Annotated in this window: 14 protein-coding genes and 1 pseudogene; 5 read left to right on the top strand and 10 right to left on the bottom strand. The window is 53.6% G+C overall.

Annotated features, from left to right (window positions below; translation table 11 throughout):
* The first annotated feature begins 658 nt into the window (after positions 1 to 658).
* A complete protein-coding gene (locus tag NBA72_RS16755; protein ID WP_000066315.1) occupies positions 659 to 2548 on the top strand; it encodes a sulfatase-like hydrolase/transferase in 1890 nt (629 codons plus the stop codon).
* Positions 2549 to 2752: 204 nt separating this feature from the next.
* Here NBA72_RS16755 and NBA72_RS16750 read toward each other — a convergent pair.
* Positions 2753 to 2833 (bottom strand): annotated as a pseudogene (locus NBA72_RS16750) (hypothetical protein); the annotation flags it as partial.
* A gap of 121 nt (positions 2834 to 2954) precedes the next feature.
* Between NBA72_RS16750 and kefF the strand changes: the two are divergent.
* From kefF to folA, 3 genes are all read left to right on the top strand, one after another.
* The gene (gene kefF / locus NBA72_RS16745; RefSeq protein WP_000600706.1) at positions 2955 to 3485 is read left to right on the top strand and encodes a glutathione-regulated potassium-efflux system oxidoreductase KefF; all 531 of its coding nucleotides are present in this window, start codon (positions 2955 to 2957) and stop codon (positions 3483 to 3485) included.
* A complete protein-coding gene (kefC, locus tag NBA72_RS16740; protein ID WP_000377163.1) occupies positions 3478 to 5340 on the top strand; it encodes a glutathione-regulated potassium-efflux system protein KefC in 1863 nt (620 codons plus the stop codon). The genes kefF and kefC overlap by 8 nt, the downstream gene beginning before the upstream one ends.
* A 198-nt stretch (positions 5341 to 5538) precedes the next feature.
* Positions 5539 to 6018, top strand: a complete 480-nt coding sequence (folA, locus tag NBA72_RS16735) for a type 3 dihydrofolate reductase (protein ID WP_000624379.1) — start codon at positions 5539 to 5541, stop codon at positions 6016 to 6018.
* Positions 6019 to 6123: 105 nt separating this feature from the next.
* Here folA and apaH read toward each other — a convergent pair whose 3' ends face one another.
* The 6 genes from apaH to lptD are packed head-to-tail and all read right to left on the bottom strand — an operon-like array spanning position 6124 to position 12870.
* Complete coding sequence (gene apaH / locus NBA72_RS16730; protein WP_042947642.1) at positions 6124 to 6972, bottom strand: bis(5'-nucleosyl)-tetraphosphatase (symmetrical) ApaH; 849 nt, start codon at positions 6970 to 6972, stop codon at positions 6124 to 6126.
* 10 nt (positions 6973 to 6982) lie between these two features.
* Positions 6983 to 7360, bottom strand: coding sequence for a Co2+/Mg2+ efflux protein ApaG (gene apaG / locus NBA72_RS16725; protein ID WP_000610894.1), 378 nt, complete (start codon positions 7358 to 7360; stop codon positions 6983 to 6985).
* A gap of 2 nt (positions 7361 to 7362) precedes the next feature.
* The gene (gene rsmA / locus NBA72_RS16720; protein WP_001065397.1) at positions 7363 to 8184 is read right to left on the bottom strand and encodes a 16S rRNA (adenine(1518)-N(6)/adenine(1519)-N(6))-dimethyltransferase RsmA; all 822 of its coding nucleotides are present in this window, start codon (positions 8182 to 8184) and stop codon (positions 7363 to 7365) included.
* Positions 8181 to 9170, bottom strand: coding sequence for a 4-hydroxythreonine-4-phosphate dehydrogenase PdxA (pdxA, locus tag NBA72_RS16715; protein WP_000093001.1), 990 nt, complete (start codon positions 9168 to 9170; stop codon positions 8181 to 8183). The genes rsmA and pdxA overlap by 4 nt, the downstream gene beginning before the upstream one ends.
* Complete coding sequence (surA, locus tag NBA72_RS16710; protein ID WP_000800482.1) at positions 9170 to 10456, bottom strand: peptidylprolyl isomerase SurA; 1287 nt, start codon at positions 10454 to 10456, stop codon at positions 9170 to 9172. Before surA ends, pdxA begins: the two co-directional genes overlap by 1 nt.
* A 53-nt stretch (positions 10457 to 10509) precedes the next feature.
* Positions 10510 to 12870 carry an LPS assembly protein LptD gene (gene lptD, locus NBA72_RS16705; protein ID WP_000746119.1) on the bottom strand — a complete coding sequence of 787 codons (2361 nt, stop codon included), beginning with the start codon at positions 12868 to 12870 and terminating at the stop codon, positions 10510 to 10512.
* 253 nt (positions 12871 to 13123) lie between these two features.
* Here lptD and djlA point away from each other — a divergent pair, with 253 nt between their 5' ends.
* A complete protein-coding gene (djlA, locus tag NBA72_RS16700; protein ID WP_001200591.1) occupies positions 13124 to 13936 on the top strand; it encodes a co-chaperone DjlA in 813 nt (270 codons plus the stop codon).
* Between the two features lie 94 nt (positions 13937 to 14030).
* Here the strand turns inward: djlA and rluA are convergent, their stop codons facing one another.
* From rluA to polB, 3 genes are all read right to left on the bottom strand, one after another.
* On the bottom strand, positions 14031 to 14690 hold the full coding sequence (gene rluA, locus NBA72_RS16695) for a bifunctional tRNA pseudouridine(32) synthase/23S rRNA pseudouridine(746) synthase RluA (RefSeq protein ID WP_000525198.1): 660 nt from the start codon (positions 14688 to 14690) through the stop codon (positions 14031 to 14033).
* An 11-nt stretch (positions 14691 to 14701) separates the two neighbouring features.
* Positions 14702 to 17608 (bottom strand): RNA polymerase-associated protein RapA, encoded by a 2907-nt coding sequence (rapA, locus tag NBA72_RS16690; protein WP_001116968.1) that lies wholly within the window; start codon positions 17606 to 17608, stop codon positions 14702 to 14704.
* 173 nt (positions 17609 to 17781) lie between these two features.
* Positions 17782 to 20133, bottom strand: coding sequence for a DNA polymerase II (polB, locus tag NBA72_RS16685; protein ID WP_000035715.1), 2352 nt, complete (start codon positions 20131 to 20133; stop codon positions 17782 to 17784).
* Between the last annotated feature and the right edge of the window lie 15 nt (positions 20134 to 20148).

Here is a 20148-nt window from a genome sequence, read left to right as displayed (position 1 = left end):
TTTAAGCAACTCGAATTATTTTGGGTAATAACCTCGGTTGATTATCTGAAAATAGCCTTATTTGGTGTGACCATCTTATATCTTGTTATAGTCACCTCTTTATGTTGTTGTCAATGTAAAATAATGCACTGCCAGCTAAAAAGAAACTTAACCCCCTGTAAATAATAGTTTTTATATTATTTCTTTTAATGGCGTAATTTTTATTGAATCACGCGGTAATACGCTAGTTTTATTCATAAGCAACATAACAGAATTGAGTTATGTTTTAATTTCCCAGAGTGATATTACCGGTTGTATGTCTATGGTTGCGCGGCCTGTTACTGATAGTGTTTCTTTCGGGGCGATTTTATTGTAGCGGCATAGGGTAATCACCGTAGTTGAAGGGAAAAGGCACGAACACAGAGCTATAGAGTATGTTTAATAATGTATTTTTTTATGAAGTAATGTCTGCAGTTGTATCTCTAAAATAAAAACAATGAACTTTTCATCTAAATAATTTTTCAATGAATTATGCTCATTTATTAATATATTTCTAATTTGAAATACAAATCAATTTATAACACATATTCTTACCCGGAAGGCATTGATACATATCCACGCTTCCTCGTACAGTAATAAATGAATATGTGATAAAGTTACTGACTACAGGTATAATAATATGAGTAATAAAAAAAATCTGTCCGCAGAAGAGACGGATCTTACGCGTAGGAAACTGTTAACCAGCGCCGGTATTCTTGCCGCCGGCGGTATGCTATCCGGCGCGGTAAAGGCTGATGAAAAATGTGCCGTCAAGGCGAAACCGGCGTGGGATAAACCGTTTACTGGCGAAATCCCGGAAAAATTGCCAGAAGGATATAATATTCTGTTAGTCGTGACCGACCAGGAGCGTTTTTTTCCTACGTTTCCTTTCCCGGTACCCGGCAGAGAGCGGCTCATGAAAACGGGGGTGACATTCTGTAATCATCAGAATACCAGTAATGTCTGTACGCCTTCCCGCTCCGTATTGTATACCGGCTTACATATGCCCCAGACAAAAATGTTTGATAATCTGGGCTTACCCTGGATGCCTTATGACCTTGACCCCGCTCTTGGAACCACAGGCCATATGATGCGGGAACTGGGATACTATACGGCCTATAAAGGTAAGTGGCATCTTACAGAAAAACTGGAGAAGCCTTTGCCTGACGAAAAAGATGAGGATATTGATGTCGGGGATATTCCCGAACCAGAATTACATAAAATTATGGAAAAATATGGTTTTGCTGACTATCACGGCATCGGCGATATTATAGGCCATAGTAAAGGCGGCTATTTTTATGATTCAACCACCACGGCTCAGACTATAAATTGGTTAAGATGCAAGGGGCAGCCCTTGAATGACCAACACAAGCCCTGGTTCCTGGCCGTTAACCTCGTTAATCCTCATGACGTCATGTTTATTGATACCGATAAAGAGGGAGAAAAGGTACAGTGGCGTGGCGAGTTGGATCAGGATGATAATACCCTGGCGCCCACGCAGCCGCCGGAAAACGAGCTTTATCAGGCAAGCTGGCCGAACTATCCGCTGCCGGCAAACAGGCATCAGTCATTCAATGAGCAGGGAAGACCGCCGGCGCATCTTGAATACCAGACGGCGCGCGCTGCGCTGGAAGGGCAGTTTCCTGATGAAGATCGTCGTTGGCGTAAACTGCTTGACTACTATTTCAACTGTATCCGCGATTGTGATACTCACCTTGACCGGATATTAAATGAACTTGATGCCCTCAAGTTAACTGATAAAACGATTGTTGTATTTACTGCCGATCATGGCGAATTAGGCGGAAGCCATCAGATGCACGGTAAAGGCGCTTCCGTTTATAAAGAACAGATCCATGTACCGATGATTATTTCCCACCCGGCGTACCCCGGTAATAAGAAATGTCAGGCATTGACCTGTCATCTTGATATCGCGCCGACATTAGTTGGGCTGACCGGTTTGCCGGAAGAAAAACAGCACCAGGCGTTGGGCAACCGCAAAGGCGTTAATTTTAGCGGATTGCTAAAAAACCCGGAGGGCGTTGCGGTTAATGCGGTGAGAAATGCCAGCTTATATTGCTATGGCATGATCTTGTATACCGATGCCCATTATCTCCACCGCGTTATCGCGCTACAAAGAGATAAACAAAAAACGGTGGCGCAAATCAAGCAGGAAATATCCCATTTGCATCCTGATTTTAGCCATCGTTCAGGGACGCGGATGATTAACGATGGCCGTTATAAGTTTGCGCGTTATTTCTCGCTAAGGGAGCATAATACGCCGGAAACCTGGGAGGATCTTATTAAGTACAACGATCTTGAACTCTACGATCTTAAAAATGATCCCGATGAGAACCATAACCTTGCTGCTGATAAACAGAAATATCAGGATCTCATTCTTACGATGAATGAAAAACTGAATAAAATTATCAAGGACGAAATTGGCGTGGATGACGGCAGTTTTATGCCGGATGCGGCCCATGAGCCGTGGGATCTTACTATTGAGCAATTTAACCGCATGGCGAAAGATTAAGTGCCTGGCCCATTAGGTTAATTTATGCGTCGGCGATCTGGCATCCAGCGTGTCTGGAGGTTCAGATGCTGTTGGCGCTGCGCTTATTGGGCCTGTGTCATCATGTAATGGATTGATATTACAGTCATTACAGGCAAATTTAGCGCAGCGCCGCCCGACAAGAAGGCCTTAAACCGATTTGTCAGCGATTTAAGGCTGCTATCATCACCGACCTTTCCACACCGGATCGCGCTTTTCCACAAACGCCTGCGGCCCTTCGAGGGCATCTTCCGGGGGCAGGATGGCGTCAACTCCTTGCTGGCGTTAATTCAATTTTTTCTGATTAGCCGCTCAATAATATTCACTATTAGCCTGGCGAATTTGTCACTACACTTTGTGATAAAAAACAGATCATCACAGGCTAATCATGATCCTCATTATTTATGCGCATCCGTATCCGCATCATTCTCATGCGAATAAGCGGATGCTTGAACAGGCAGGGACGCTGGAAAACGTCGAAATACGTTCGCTTTATCACCTCTATCCCGATTTCAATATTGACGTTGCCGCCGAACAGGAGGCGCTGTCGCGCGCGAGTCTTATCGTCTGGCAGCATCCGATGCAGTGGTATAGCGTCCCTCCTTTACTCAAATTATGGATGGATAAAGTCCTCACCCACGGCTGGGCTTACGGTCATGGCGGTACGGCATTGCATGGTAAACATCTGCTGTGGGCGGTAACGACCGGCGGTGGTGAAAACCACTTTGCTATCGGTTCACATCCGGGATTTGACGTCCTTTCTCAGCCGCTACAGGCGACGGCGCTCTATTGCGGCCTCAAATGGCTGCCGCCGTTTGCCATGCACTGCACGTTCATTTGCGATGACGACACCTTACAGGCGCAGGCGCGTCAGTATAAACAGCGTTTACTGGCATGGCAGGAGGTGAATCATGGATAGCCATACTCTACTGCAGGCGCTGATCTATCTTGGTTCGGCGGCGCTGATTGTGCCGATTGCGGTACGTTTGGGCTTAGGATCGGTGCTGGGGTATCTGATTGCGGGTTGCATTATCGGCCCCTGGGGGCTACGGCTGGTGACGGACGCCGAATCTATTCTGCATTTTGCGGAAATCGGCGTCGTGCTGATGTTGTTTGTTATTGGGCTTGAGCTGGACCCGCAACGGTTATGGAAGCTGCGCGCCTCGGTATTTGGCGGCGGCGCGTTACAGATGGTGGTCTGCGGCGGACTGATCGGTCTGTTCTGCATGTTTCTTGGCCTGCGTTGGCAGGTGGCGGAACTGATTGGTATGACGCTGGCGCTTTCGTCCACGGCTATCGCCATGCAGGCAATGAATGAGCGTAACCTGACCGTTTCACAAGTAGGGCGTAGCGCATTTGCAGTGCTCTTGTTCCAGGATATCGCGGCGATCCCGCTGGTGGCGATGATTCCGCTGCTGGCCGCCAGCGGCGCATCCACCACGCTTGGCGCGTTTGCGCTATCGGCGTTGAAAGTCGCAGGCGCGTTGGCGCTGGTGGTGCTGCTGGGACGCTACGTCACGCGCCCGGCGCTGCGCTTTGTCGCGCGTTCTGGTTTGCGGGAAGTGTTCAGCGCCGTGGCGCTATTTCTGGTGTTTGGTTTCGGCCTGTTGCTGGAAGAGGTTGGGCTGTCAATGGCGATGGGCGCGTTCCTGGCGGGCGTTCTGCTGGCGAGTTCAGAATATCGTCATGCGCTGGAAAGCGATATTGAACCCTTTAAGGGGTTGCTGCTGGGGCTGTTCTTTATTGGCGTCGGCATGTCGATTGATTTCGGCACGCTGGTGGAGAATCCGCTGCGCATTCTGCTGTTGTTGGCCGGTTTTCTGGCAATCAAAATCGTCATGCTGTGGCTGGTCGCGAGGCCGCTGGGCGTACCGGCAAAACAGCGTCGCTGGTTTGCCGTCTTATTAGGCCAGGGAAGTGAGTTTGCGTTTGTGGTTTTTGGCGCGGCGCAAATGGCGGATGTACTTGAGCCGGAATGGGCAAAAGCGCTGACGCTGGCGGTCGCGCTGTCGATGGCGGCAACGCCGATTTTTCTGGTGCTGCTGACGCGCATGGAGAAGACCGCGACGGGGGAAGCGCGCGAGGCGGATGAAATCGACGAAGAGCAACCGCGGGTTATTGTGGCCGGGTTTGGACGATTTGGGCAGATCGCCGGGCGTTTGCTGCTGTCGAGCGGGGTGAAGATGGTGGTGCTCGATCACGACCCCGATCATATCGAAACGCTGCGTAAATTCGGCATGAAGGTTTTTTATGGCGATGCGACGCGTATGGATTTACTGGAATCTGCCGGAGCGGCGAAGGCGGAGGTATTGATTAACGCCATTGACGATCCGCAAACCAATTTGCAACTGAGTGAACTGGTGAAGTCGCATTTCCCGCATCTGCAGATTATCGCCCGCGCCCGTGATGTCGATCATTACATTCGCCTGCGCCAGGCTGGTGTGGCGATGCCCGAACGTGAAACCTTCGAAGGCGCGCTCAAAAGCGGGCGACAGGCGCTGGAGGCGCTGGGGCTGGGGCGTTATGAAGCCCGCGAGCGCGCGGATCTGTTCCGCCATTTTAATACCCGGATGGTGGAAGAGATGGCGAAAGGGGAAAACGATCCGTTATCTCGCGCCGCCGCCTATAAACGTACCAGCGCGATGTTGAGCGAAATTATTACCGAGGACCGGGAGCATCTGTCGTTGATTCAGCGCCACGGCTGGCAGGGAACGGCTGAGGGCAAACATTCCGGGGAGGCCGCTGATGAACCCGAGGTCAAACCGTCAATCTAAAGTAAAAAATGTGATGTTCTGCAAACTTTACTGCTAATTGGCTGTTTTTGAACTACTGTAATGCTGGGGCTCCACATCAAATGAGTGGCGTCGCCAGCAGAACGAAAAATTTTCGTGCTCATCCTCTTTTCGTCAGTCGACGAAAGATTGCGCTTTACGTATAGTGGCGGCAATTTTTTTTGTATCAGGAAATAATTAATGATCAGTCTGATTGCGGCGTTAGCGGTGGATCGCGTCATCGGTATGGAAAACGCCATGCCGTGGAACCTGCCTGCCGATCTCGCCTGGTTTAAACGTAACACGTTAAATAAACCTGTCGTCATGGGACGTCACACCTGGGAGTCCATCGGACGCCCCTTACCGGGACGTAAAAATATTGTTATCAGCAGCCAGCCGGGCACCGACGATCGCGTGCAGTGGGTGAAGTCTGTCGATGAGGCGATTGCCGCTTGCGGCGATGCGCCGGAAATTATGGTCATTGGCGGCGGGCGCGTGTACGAGCAGTTCCTGCCAAAGGCGCAGAAGCTTTATCTGACGCATATTGATGCGGAAGTCGAAGGCGATACCCATTTTCCGGATTATGAACCGGATGACTGGGAATCGGTATTCAGTGAGTTTCACGATGCCGACGCGCAGAATTCTCACAGCTATTGTTTCGAGATTCTGGAGCGTCGTTAACGCTGTAGTGCCGGATGGCGGCGAAACGCCTTATCCGGCCTACTCTTGAGCCAGATGTAGCCGGATGTAGGCCTGATAAGCGTAGCGCCATCAGGCATAAACCTATCAGGCGTTGACCGCTTCGCCTTCGCCCATATCCATCTGGCGGTTTGACGGCTGCGCAAAATACTGTTTATCTTCCCAACGTAAACAGGTTAACTCCCCGCCCCAGCAGCAGCCGGTATCCAGCGCGTAAATACCTTCCGGCGTCCCTTTCCCTTCCAGCGACGCCCAGTGCCCGAACGCAATACTGTAAGCCTCGCTCACCGGTCCCGGAATGGCGAACCACGGCTTCAGCGGCGCAGGGGCATTTTCCGGCGACGCTTTGCTGTACATATCCAGTTGACCGTTAGGAAAGCAGTAACGCATACGGGTAAAGGCATTAGTAATAAAGCGTAGCCGCGCCAGACCGCTTAACTCCGGCGACCAGTTATTCGGCATATCGCCATACATCGCGTCGAGGAAAAAGGGGTACGAGTCGCTCGACAGCACCGCTTCAACATCGCGGGCGCACTCTTTTGCCGTCTGCAAATCCCACTGTGGGGTAATACCCGCATGCGCCATGACCAGCTTTTTCTCTTCATCTACCTGCAACAGCGGCTGACGGCGTAACCAATTCAACAGCTCATCGGCGTCCGGCGCTTCAAGAAGCGGGGTCAGCCGGTCTTTAGGTTTGTTGCGGCTAATCCCGGCGAATACGGCCAACAGGTGTAAATCGTGATTCCCCAGCACCAAACGCACGCTATTGCCAAGCGATTTGACGTAGCGTAACACGTCCAGCGAACCAGGACCGCGGGCGACCAAATCGCCAGTCAGCCATAGAGTGTCTGTATCTGGCGTAAATTCCACTTGCTGTAATAAGGCGATCAGTTCGTCGTAGCAACCGTGAACGTCGCCGATGAGATAAGTTGCCATTGTTATAATTTTAGTGAATGAGTGTAGGGACGGCGAGTCGAAACACGGGAATGTCGATGGTAAAGGCGTCGCCATTTTCATCGATCATTTCGTAATGACCCTGCATGGTGCCCAGCGGCGTTTCAATTACCGCGCCGCTGGTGTACTGGTACTCTTCGCCAGGCGCAATGCGCGGCTGGACGCCAACCACACCTTCGCCCTGGACTTCGGTTTCACGGCCATGACCATTGGTAATCAGCCAGTAGCGGCCCAATAGCTGCACTGGCGCCCGGCCCAGATTGCGGATGGTTACGGTATAGGCAAAAACGTAACGTTCATCGTCAGGTGAGGATTGCGCCTCAATGTAGACGCTTTGCACCTGAATACACACTCTGGGCGAATTGATCATGTTTAACTCTCCTTCAAAGGCGCGTTTTCCGACAGATAGTTGGCCATCTGGCAGTACTGCGCGACAGAGATATTTTCCGCGCGCATTGCCGGGTCAATACCCATTTCCGTCAACGTCTCAACGCTAAAAAGATTGCCGAGACTGTTACGGATCGTTTTACGGCGCTGGTTAAAGGCCTCGGTGGTAATACGGCTCAACACGCGAATATCTTTAACCGGGTAAGGCATTGTTGCGTGTGGAACCAGACGCACCACGGCGGAGTCCACTTTGGGCGGCGGCGTGAAGGCGGATGGCGGCACTTCAAGCACCGGGATCACCTGACAGTAATATTGCGCCATCACGCTTAAACGACCATACGCTTTGCTGTTCGGCCCTGCAACCAGACGATTTACCACTTCTTTTTGCAACATAAAGTGCATGTCGGCAATGGCATCAGTATAGCTAAAGAGATGGAACATCAGCGGGGTGGAGATATTATAGGGCAGATTGCCGAACACACGCAGCGGTTGGCCCAACTGCGCAGACAGTTCGCCAAAGTTCATGGTCATGGCGTCCTGCTGATAAATAGTCAGCTTCGGCCCTAAGAACGGATGGGTTTGCAAACGCGCCGCCAGATCGCGGTCAAGTTCAATGACCGTGAGCTTATCCAGTCGTTCGCCGACCGGCTCCGTCAGCGCCGCCAGACCGGGGCCGATTTCAACCATCGCCTGGCCTTTTTGCGGATTAATAGCAGAAACAATACTGTCGATCACAAACCGATCGTTGAGAAAGTTTTGCCCGAAGCGTTTACGGGCTAAATGGCCCTGATGGACTCGATTATTCATTGGGTATTAACAATCATTTTGATGGCGAGATTAAGCGCCGTAATAAAACTGCCGACATCCGCTTTTCCACGGCCTGCCAGTTCAAGCGCGGTGCCGTGGTCAACGGAGGTTCGAATAAAAGGTAGGCCGAGCGTAATATTCACTCCCCGACCGAATCCCTGGTATTTTAGCACGGGCAGGCCCTGATCGTGGTACATTGCCAGCACCGCGTCGGCATTATCGAGATATTTGGGCTGAAACAGCGTATCAGCAGGTAGCGGCCCGTTGAGTTTCATCCCCTGCGCCCGCAGCTCGTCGAGCACCGGAATGATGGTGTCTATCTCTTCCGTGCCCATATGACCGCCTTCGCCTGCGTGCGGATTCAGGCCACAGACAAGAATGCGCGGTTCGGCAATACCAAATTTGGTCCGCAAATCGTGATGCAAAATAGCAATCACTTCGTGCAAAAGCGCAGGGGTGATGGCGTCTGCAATCGCCCGTAGCGGCAGATGCGTGGTCGCCAGCGCCACGCGAAGTTCTTCGGTTGCCAGCATCATCACGACTTTTTTCGCCTGCGAACGCTCTTCGAAAAACTCGGTATGACCGGTAAACGGAATGCCTGCGTCGTTAATAACGCCTTTGTGCACGGGGCCTGTGATCAGCGCGGCAAATTCACCGTTCAGACAGCCATCACACGCTCGCGCCAGCGTCTCTACCACGTAGGGGCCATTTTCTACCGTCAACTGACCGGGGATGGCAGGCGCGCGCAGCGAGACCGGCAATAGGGTCAGCGTTCCCGCGGGCTGCGGCGCAGCGGGGACATCAGGCGAGTAAGGGAGAAGCGAGAGGGGCAGGCCGAGCATGGCGGCCCGCTCCGTCAGGAGCGCGCCGTCCGCACAGACGACCAGTTCAATCGGCCACGCGCGTTGCGCCAGTTGGACGACAAGATCGGGGCCAATCCCGGCGGGTTCGCCGGGAGTGATAACAACGCGTTGCGCACTGCTCATTAGTTACTCAAAATCTTAACGTAAGCGCTGGCGCGCTGTTCTTGCATCCAGGTCGCCGCTTCTTCTGAGAACTTACGGTTCATCAGCATACGATAAGCGCGATCTTTCTGCGCCGCATCGGTTTTGTCTACCTTACGCGTATCCAGCAATTCGATCAGATGCCAGCCGAAAGAGGAGTGTACCGGCGCGCTTATTTGGCCTTTATGCAGCTTCGTCAGCGCGTCGCGGAACGCCGGATCGAAAATATCTGGCGTAGCCCAACCCAAATCACCGCCCTGGTTAGCGGAGCCCGGGTCCTGAGAGTACTCTTTCGCCGCAGCGGCAAATGTGGTTTTACCACTCTTAATGTCAGCCGCGATTTCTTCCAGCTTCAGGCGCGCCTGCTGATCGTTCATGATCGGCGACGGCTTAAGCAGAATGTGACGAGCGTGAACTTCGGTCACGGAGATACTCTGGCTCTGACCGCGCAGGTCGTTTACTTTCAGAATGTGGAAACCGACGCCGGAGCGAATCGGGCCGACAATGTCGCCTTTCTTCGCGGTGCTCAGCGCCTGGGCGAAAATCCCCGGCAGCTCCTGGATACGGCCCCAGCCCATCTGACCGCCTTTTAGCGCCTGCTGGTCGGCAGAGTAGGTAATCGCCAGTTTGCCGAAATCTGCGCCGTTACGCGCTTCTTCAACAATGCTTTCCGCCTGGCGCTGCGCGTCGTTAACCTGCTCGGAGGTTGGGTTTTCCGGCAGAGCAATCAGGATATGGCTCAGGTTCAGCTCGGTGCTGGCATCGTTTTGGGTGCCAATCTGTTTTGCCAGCGCGTCAACTTCTTGCGGCAAAACGGTGATACGGCGACGAACCTCGTTGTTGCGCACTTCAGAGATAATCATCTCTTTACGAATCTGGTTACGGTAGGTTGAATAGTTCAGCCCATCGTAAGCCAGACGGCTGCGCATCTGATCCATCGTCATATTGTTTTGTTTGGCGATGTTGGCGATGGCCTGATCCAACTGCTCATCCGTGATCTTCACCCCCATCTTCTGACCCATCTGCAGGATAATTTGATCCATAATCAAACGTTCCAGGATCTGGTGACGCAGCGTGGCGTCGTCCGGAAGCTGCTGACCTGCCTGACCCGCGTTGAGTTTGACTGATTGCATTAAGCCATCAACGTCGCTTTCCAGCACGACGCCATTATTGACGACGGCTGCGACTTTATCGACTACCTGGGGGGCAGCGAAACTGGTATTCGCGATCATGGCGATACCGAGAAGCAGCGTTTTCCAGTTCTTCATACTTTTTCCATTTCAATTAACCGCAATGCGGATTACGTTGTAAATCAATCAGATTACATAGAGCTTTGGTACGGCAGAATGTTCGAACGCAACATTTCTTGCGTGCCGAGGCCGTAGTTAGAGCTCAAACCGCGCAGCTCAATGTTGAAGCCAATCGCGTTATCATAAATCGCGTGTTGTTTATCGTTATCCCAACCGTTCAGCTTACGTTCGTATCCGACGCGGATCGCATAGCAGCAAGAGTTGTACTGCAAGCCGAGCATCTGGTCTGCAGGTTTGCTCGAATTGGTATCGAAGTAGTACGCGCCGACAATCGACCAGCGATCGGCAATCGGCCAACTTGCCACCGCGCCCACCTGGTTGATGCCGTTTTTATACTGCTCTGCCGTGGAATAATACGAAGGCAACGTAGCCTGAATATATTCCGGGCTGGCATAGCGGTAGTTCAACTGTACCAGACGATCCTGATCCCGACGGTATTCGAGGCTGCTGCTGCTGGTAGCGACGCTATCCAGACGGGTATCGTACTGCACTCCGCTACGCAGCCCCCAGCGTTCTGAAATACGCCAGTAAGTGTCGCCTGCCCAAACCAGCGAACCGGTTTTGTCGTCATTCTCCCATTTAATGTTGTCATCGCCGGTGCGAGACTCCGTGAAATAGTAGATTTGACCAACAGAAACGTTAAAACGTTCAACGGCGGCATCATCATAAATGCGTGTTGTGACGCCGGTCGTGACCTGGTTGGCGGAAGCAATACGGTCGAGACCGCCATAAGTGCGGTCGCGGAACAGGCCGTTATAGTCGGATTGCAGCAAAGAAGAATCGTAGTTATAGATGCCGCTCTGGTCGCGGTACGGCACATACAGGTACTGCACGCGTGGTTCCAGCGTCTGGGTATACCCCGGCGCCAGCATCGCCATATCGCGTTCGAAGATGAGCTTACCGTCGACTTTAAACTGCGGCATGACGCGGTTAACCGAATCTTCCAGCTTATTTTTATTGTTTGGATCGCTGTTATAGCTGTCCAGATTCGTTTGCTGATAGTGCGTCGCCATCAGCTTCGCTTCGGTGTTCAGGCTGCCCCAGCGGTTGGAGAGCGGCAAATTGATGGTTGGCTCCAGGTGGACGCGGGTTGCTTCCGGCATATTGTCTTTGGTGTTAACAAAGTGCACCGCCTGGCCGTAAATCCGGGTATCAAACGGGCCGAGATCGTTATGGTAGTAGTTAACGTCTAACTGCGGCTCCGCTGAATAGCTGCTGGTGTTTTGATCGTTAAAGACCTGGAATTGTTTGGTCGACACCGTAGCGTCAAAGTTTTGTACGGCGTAGCCGACGCTGAATTTCTGCGTTGCGTAGCCGTCGGTACTGGAACCGTACTTACTGTCGAAATCGTTAAAGTAGCTGGAGTCGCTGACTTTGGTGTAATCGACGTTAAAACGCCACACCTGATCCATCACGCCTGAGTGCTGCCAGTAGAATAACCAGCGGTGCTTATCGCCCTCTTTGGGATGTTCGTCCTCGTAGACTTTATCAGAAGGCAGATAATCTAATTCCATCAACCCGGCGCCTGCCTGCGTGAGATAACGGAATTCGTTCTCCCACATAATATTGCCGCGGCGGTGCATATAGTGCGGGGTGATGGTGGCGTCCATATTGGGCGCGATGTTCCAGTAATACGGTAAGTAGAACTCGAAATAGTTCTTGGTCGTGTATTTCGCGTTCGGGATCAGGAAACCTGAGCGACGTTTGTCACCGACGGGTAGCTGTAAATAGGGGCTATAAAAGATCGGAACCGGACCTACTTTAAACCGGGCGTTCCAGATCTCCGCAACCTGTTCTTCACGGTCATGGATGACTTCACTCCCCACCACGCTCCAGGTATCGGAGCCAGGCAGACAGGAGGTAAAGCTGCCGTTTTCCAGAATGGTATAGCGGTTTTCGCCGCGCTGCTTCATGAGATCGGCTTTACCGCGCCCCTGACGGCCCACCATCTGGTAATCGCCTTCCCAGACGTTCGTGTCTTTGGTGTTCAGGTTCGCCCAGCCCTTCGGCCCTTTAAGGATGACCTGATTATCATCATAATGCACATTACCCAGCGCATCGACGGTGCGTACAGGTTCCGGCTGACCTTCCGCCTGCTTCTGATGAAGCTGCACTTCATCCGCTTGCAGGCGGCTATTCCCCTGCATAATGTCCACGTTGCCGGTAAAAACGGCATCGTCCGGGTAGTTACCTTTAGCGTTATCGGCATTGATAGTAACCGGCAGATCGTTGGTATCGCCTTTTACCAGAGGACGATCGTAGCTCGGCACGCCCAACATACACTGTGAGGCGAGATCGGCTGCCAGGCCCTGATGACTATAAAGGGCGCTGGCGATCATGGTGGCCAGAAGAGTGGGAATACGTTTTTTCATACGTTGTATTTATTGTTCCATCATCGGTAGCGTTGCGCGTGACAAACGGTCACAGCCTAACTTACTCATCTTCGCTGCGCCAGTGTTAATCCTGCCGTTTAGCGTCTGTGGTGTTAGGCACGGCATTGAATGACAGGTATGATAATGCAAATTATAGGCGATGTCCCACAATTGACCGTAGCCTTCATTCGCAGAAAAGCACCTTATTTTGTGGGAGATAGCCTCACCGATAGCGTAACGTTTTGGGGAGTCTATGCAGTACTGGGGAAAGATAATTGGCGTCGCCGTAGCCCTGATGATGGGCGGCGGCTTTTGGGGCGTGGTCCTGGGTCTGCTGGTGGGCCATATGTTCGACAAAGCCCGCAGCCGAAAAATGGCGTGGTTTGCCAACCAGCGGGAACGGCAGGCGCTGTTTTTTGCCACCACCTTTGAGGTGATGGGCCACTTAACCAAATCAAAAGGACGGGTGACGGAAGCGGATATTCATATCGCCAGTCAGTTGATGGATCGTATGAATTTACACGGCGATTCACGTACAGCCGCGCAGAACGCCTTTCGGGTCGGAAAAGCGGATAATTACCCATTACGTGAAAAGATGCGGCAGTTTCGTAGCGTCTGCTTCGGGCGTTTTGATCTGATCCGGATGTTTCTGGAAATTCAGATCCAGGCGGCGTTTGCCGATGGCTCGCTACACCCTAATGAGCGGGAAGTGCTGTATGTGATTGCGGAAGAGTTAGGTATTTCCCGCATACAGTTCGATCAGTTTCTGCGCATGATGCAGGGCGGCGCGCAGTTTGGCGGCGGTTATCATCAACAGTCCGGCGGCGGCTGGCAGCAGGCGCAGCGCGGCCCGACGCTGGAAGATGCCTGTAATGTGCTGGGGGTTAAAACCACCGACGATGCAACCACCATTAAACGCGCTTATCGCAAACTGATGAGCGAGCATCATCCGGACAAACTGGTCGCGAAAGGTTTACCGCCGGAAATGATGGAGATGGCGAAGCAAAAAGCGCAGGAAATTCAGAAAGCGTATGAGCTAATCAAAGAACAGAAAGGCTTCAAGTGATTGAATTGCCGGATGCGGCTAGCGCCTTATCCGGCCTACGTTAATGAATGTAGGCCGGGCAAGCGAAACGCCCCGGCATAAATTGGCTCAGAATTTAAAAATCTGCCGGGACTTTAAACGTCATGCTGGTGCCGTAAGCGGGATGGGTAATGGTCAGCATTTCGGCGTGTAACTGCAAACGCGGCGCCAGCGACAACGCTTCCGGCGAGGCGTAAAACCGATCGCCTAAAATCGGGTGGCCTAACGCCAGCATATGCACACGAAGCTGATGCGAACGCCCGGTGATCGGTTTGAGCACCACGCGGGCGGTATTATCCGCCGCAAACTCCACCACGTTATATTCCGTTTGCGCCGGTTTGCCGGTTTCATAACACACTTTCTGCTTTGGCCGGTTCGGCCAGTCGCAGATGAGCGGTAAGTCAACCAGCCCTTCCGCCGGGGAGGGATGACCCCATACGCGCGCCACATACTGCTTTTTCGGCTCACGTTCGCGGAACTGGCGTTTTAGCTCCCGCTCCGCGGCTTTGGTCAGCGCCACTACAATCACGCCGCTGGTGGCCATATCCAGACGATGCACCGATTCTGCCTGCGGGTAGTCGCGCTGGATACGCGTCATAATGCTGTCTTTGTGCGCTTCCAGACGCCCCGGCACGGACAACAGGCCGCTGGGCTTATTGACCACCATAATGTGCTCATCCTGATACAGGATAACCAGCCAGGGTTCCTGCGGCGGATTGTAGTTTTCCATCCCCATGTACGGCTCCGTTATTGGTGCGTGACGACGATAAGACGCAGCGCGTCCAGACGCCAGCCTGCCTGATTCAGGCTTTCCAGCACCTGCTGACGGTTACTGTCGATAGCGGCAAGTTCGTCGTCGCGAATGTTCGGGTTGACGGCGCGCAGCGCTTCCAGACGCGACAGTTCCCCGGACAGTTTTTCATCCGCCTCGCGACGCGCGTTATCAATCAGCGCTCTGGCGGACTGTTCAATCTGCGTCTCGCCCAGTTGCAAAATGGCATGGACGTCCTGTTGTACGGCGTTAACCAGTTTGCTGCCGGTGTGGCGATTCACGGCGCTGAGCTGGCGGTTGAAGGTTTCAAACTCGACCTGGGCGGCCAGATTGTTGCCGTTTTTATCTAACAGCATACGTACCGGCGTCGGCGGCAGGAAGCGGTTCAGTTGTAGCTGTTTCGGCGCCTGCGCTTCCACGACGTAAACCAGTTCGACCAGCAGCGTGCCGACGGGCAGCGCTTTATTTTTCAACAGCGAAATGGTGCTGCTGCCGGTGTCGCCGGAGAGGATCAGATCCAGTCCGTTACGGATGAGCGGATGTTCCCAGGTAATAAACTGCGCATCTTCGCGAGACAGGGCTACGTCACGTTCAAACGTGATAGTACAGCCGTCTTCCGGCAGGCCGGGGAAATCCGGCACCAACATGTGGTCGGACGGCGTCAGCACGATCAGGTTGTCGCCGCGATCGTCCTGGTTAATGCCGACGATATCGAACAGGTTCATGGCGAACGCGATCAGGTTGGTGTCGTCGTCCTGTTCTTCAATGCTTTGTGCGAGCTGTTGGGCTTTTTCTCCGCCGTTGGAGTGGATCTCCAGCAGGCGGTCGCGGCCCTGTTCTAACTGGGCTTTTAGCGCTTCATGCTGTTCGCGGCAGGATTTGATCAGATCGTCAAACCCGTCGGTTTCTTCAGGCGCGGCCAGATAGTTAATCAGACTGGCGTAGGCTGAATCATAAATCGCGCGACCGGTCGGGCAGGTGTGCTCAAAGGCGTCCAGCCCTTCGTGATACCAGCGAACCAGCACCGACTGGGCGGTTTTTTCCAGGTACGGGACGTGGATCTGGATATCATGCGCCTGGCCGATACGATCCAGACGACCAATACGCTGTTCCAGCAGATCCGGGTTAAACGGCAAGTCGAACATCACCAGATTGCTGGCAAACTGGAAGTTACGTCCTTCGGAGCCGATTTCGGAACATAACAGCACCTGCGCGCCGGTATCTTCTTCGGCGAACCAGGCGGCGGCGCGGTCGCGTTCGATAATCGACATGCCCTCATGGAACACGGCGGCGCGGATGCCTTCGCGTTCGCGCAGCACCTGCTCCAGCTGTAACGCGGTGGTCGCTTTGGCGCAGATCACCAGCACTTTTTGCGAACGATGGCTGGTCAGATAGCCCATTAGCCACTCAACGCGTGGGTCGAAGTTCCACCAGGTGCCGGTATCGCCTTCGAACTCCTGATAAATTTGTTCCGGATAGAGCATATCGCGGGCGCGATCTTCCGCGCTTTTACGCGCGCCCATAATGCCGGAGACCTTAATGGCGGTCTGATACTGGGTCGGCAGCGGCAGTTTTACCGTATGCAGTTCACGTTTCGGGAACCCCTTGACGCCGTTACGGGTGTTGCGGAACAGAACGCGGCTGGTGCCGTGGCGATCCATCAGCATCGACACCAGCTCATCACGGGCGGCCTGCGCGTCGTCGCGATCGCTATTAGCGGCCTGCAACAGCGGTTCAATATCCTGTTCGCCGATCAGATCGCCCAGCCTGTTCAGTTCGTCGTTGCTGAGTTTATTGCCCGCCAGCAGCATGGCCACCGCATCAGCGACAGGGCGGTAGTTTTTCTGTTCTTCGACAAACTGTTCGAAATCGTGGAAACGGTTCGGATCGAGCAGGCGCAGACGGGCGAAATGGCTTTCCATCCCCAGCTGTTCTGGCGTGGCGGTCAGCAGCAGCACGCCCGGTACGCGTTCAGCTAATTGTTCGATGGCCATATATTCACGGCTCGGCGCATCGGTGCTCCACACCAGATGATGCGCTTCGTCGACCACCAGCAGATCCCACTCGGCGTCGCACAAATGTTCCAGACGCTGCTTATTACGGCGGGCGAAATCCAGCGAGCAGATCACCAGTTGTTCGGTTTCAAACGGGTTATACGCGTCGTGCTGCGCTTCGGTATAGCGTTCGTCATCGAACAGCGCGAAGCGCAGGTTGAAACGGCGCAGCATTTCTACCAGCCACTGGTGTTGCAGGGTTTCCGGAACAATGATCAATACGCGTTCCGCCGCGCCGGATAATAACTGTTGATGCAGAATCATCCCGGCTTCAATGGTTTTACCTAAGCCCACTTCATCCGCCAGCAGTACGCGCGGCGCGTGGCGACGACCCACATCATGAGCGATATTAAGCTGATGCGGGATCAGATTGGTCCGCTGACCGCGCAGGCCGCTGTATGGCATCCGGTACTGCTCGCTCTGAAATTTACGGGCGCGATAGCGCAGCGCGAACCGATCCATTCGATCGATTTGACCGGCGAACAGACGATCCTGGGGCTTACTGAAAACCAACTTGCTGTCGAGCAGAACTTCGCGCAACGTCACATTGGTCTCTTCGGTATCCAGGCGGGTGCCGACATAAACAAGCAGGCCATTTTCTTCTTTTACTTCATCGATATGTAGCTGCCAGCCTTCATGGCTTGTAATCGTATCGCCAGGGTTGAACATGACGCGGGTCACGGGAGAATCACTGCGCGCATACAGGCGGTTTTCCCCCGTGGACGGGAAAAGTAAGGTGACGGTTCGCGCATCCATCGCAACAACGGTTCCAAGTCCCAGCTCGCTTTCTGTATCGCTGATCCAGCGTTGACCAAGTGTAAAAGGCATATGTGTTCGGCTCTATATCTTTAATTGCAGGCATTACTCGCCATTCCCAGGCGACAGCACTGGATAATTGCGAGTATACGACCCCGCTACCAGGCTAATGTGGTAGTGGCGTTAATTAGGTCCAGGAATGGAAAGGGCGCTATGGTACTGGAAGGCGGCGCTTTCGTCACGCGTCAAAATAACCCCAGTTGCCCGGTCAGTAGTGTAGCAAAATTATCTTCAACGAAGGGAAGAATTCCTTCCGCCACGGGTTGTAGCTGGCGGGTAAGATAGTGTTCGTAATCCAGCGGCGACTGCTGGTAATCCACGGGCTCGGGGCCGTTAACAGTCCAGACATATTTTATGGCGCCGCGATTCTGATACTGTGCCGGACGACCCTGCTTCAGGTTTTGTTCATCCGCCAGCCGGGCGGCGCGAACGTGCGGCGGAACGTTACGTTGGTACTCATGTAAAGGGCGACGCAGACGCTTACGATAAACCAGCTGTGCGTCCAGTTCGCCCGCCATCAGTTTATCGATAGTCTCACGCACATAGTCTTGATAAGGTTCATTGCGAAAAACACGCAGATACAGCTCCTGTTGAAAGCGCTGCGCCAGCGGCGTCCAGTCGGTCCGCACCGTTTCCAGACCTTTAAATACCATGCGCTGGCTGTCGCCTTCCTGAATCAGGCCCGCGTAGCGTTTTTTACTGCCAGTATCCGCGCCGCGGATGGTCGGCATCAGAAAACGGCAAAAGTGGGTTTCAAACTCCAGCTCCAGCGCGCTGGTCAAATTTTGCTGTTGTAACGTCTGCGCCCACCATTCGTTCACGTGGCGCACCAGCCTGTGCCCGATTTCCGCCGCATCGGCTTCTGAATGCGCGCGCCGGAGCCAGACGAAAGTGGAATCGGTATCGCCATAAATCACGTCATAACCCTGCGCCTCAATCAGCGCTTTGGTCTGGCGCATAATCGCATGACCGCGCATGGTGATTGACGACGCCAGACGGGGATCGAAAAAGCGACAGGCCGTGGTGCCGAGTACGCCATAAAAGGCGTTCATAATGATTTTAAGCGCCTGCGAGAGCGGTTTATTACCCTGACGTTTGGCTTCATCGCGCCCGTGCCAGATTTGGCTAACAATTTCCGGCAGGCAGTGCTTTTCTCGTGAAAACCAGGCGTCAAGGAAACCTTCGGTACTGTGTTCCGGATCCGGCTGCGCCATGCCTTCGACCAGCCCGACGGGATCAATCAAAAACGTGCGGATAATCGACGGGTACAGGCTTTTATAATCCAGCACCAGTACTGAATCGTATAATCCGGGTTGTGAATCCATTACGTAGCCGCCGGGACTTGCCAGCGGCGGCACTTCGCCGAGATTGGGCGCGACATAGCCGGCGCGGTGCATTCGCGGAAAGTAAAGATGCCCGAATGCGGCGACCGAACCGCCGTGGCGATCGACCGGTAGGCCGTTGATCGTCGCGCGTTCCAGCAAAAACGGCATGATCTCGGTTTTATGGAAAATGCGCGTGACCAGCTCGCAGTCTTTCAGGTTGTAGGTGGCGAGGGCGGGTTTATCCTGGGCAAAGCGACGATCGATCTCATCCATACGATCCCAGGGATTATCAATGGATTTTCCTTCGCCGAGCAGTTCCTGCGAGACGGCTTCCAGCGAAAAAGACGAAAAATTCCAGAACGCGGATTTAAGCGCGTCGATACCATCGATAATGACTCGCCCTCTGGCCTGGGCGAAAAAAACGCCGTTTTTGAAGCCATGTTCGCGCCACTCCAGTTCGCTATTGTCTCGCCCCAGCCGTAAAGGGATACGGTAGCGTTCGGCATGTTTTTGCAGCATACGCAGGTCGAACTGCACCACGTTCCAGCCGATGATGACGTCAGGATCATGTTCGGCAAACCAGGCGTTGAGTTTTTCCAGCAACTGCGGGCGGCTGGCGACATACACAAGCTCGAAGTCCAGTTGGCGGTCATCGCCATTCGCCGGACCCAGCATATAAACGGTACGCTGGCCGCAGCCTTCCAGACCAATGCAATACAGTTCGCCGTGTCGCGTGGTTTCGATATCCAGCGAGACCCATTTTAGCGGCGGTCGATAGTCGGGGTGGGGTTTAAGACGCGCATTGCGGATAACGCCGTTGCGCATCTCGCCGTCTACCCAAACGGGCGACGTAATAAAACGCTCCATCAGGTAACGTTCCGGCGGGCGTACATCCGCTTCATAAACGGTGACGCCGTTTTCGCGCAGCAGTTTTTCCATCCGCATAAGCTGGCGGTGAGTGCGGCAATACAGACCGGAGACCGGCTGACGATGAAAGTCTCGCAGCTGGAGCGGCGTCAGGCGATAGTCTTTTTCCGCCTGTAGCAGCGAGGCGGCGCGGGAGGTCTGGCTGGTCGGAATAAACGCCACGGACTCTTGCGGTGCCAGCGTTGCCTGCACAGGGCCGTTGTCTGTCGCCAGCCAGAAAGAGACCTCCGTCCCTTGCGGCGTATCCCGCCAGTGCCGGGTTAAAATGAAACCTGCCTGCGCCACGATGATTACCTGTCT

Origin of the sequence: Salmonella sp. NW1250, from assembly GCF_051812965.1 — a bacterium.
GTDB classification, from domain to species: domain Bacteria; phylum Pseudomonadota; class Gammaproteobacteria; order Enterobacterales; family Enterobacteriaceae; genus Salmonella; species Salmonella enterica.
This window is presented reverse-complemented; position numbering and strand designations above follow the sequence as displayed.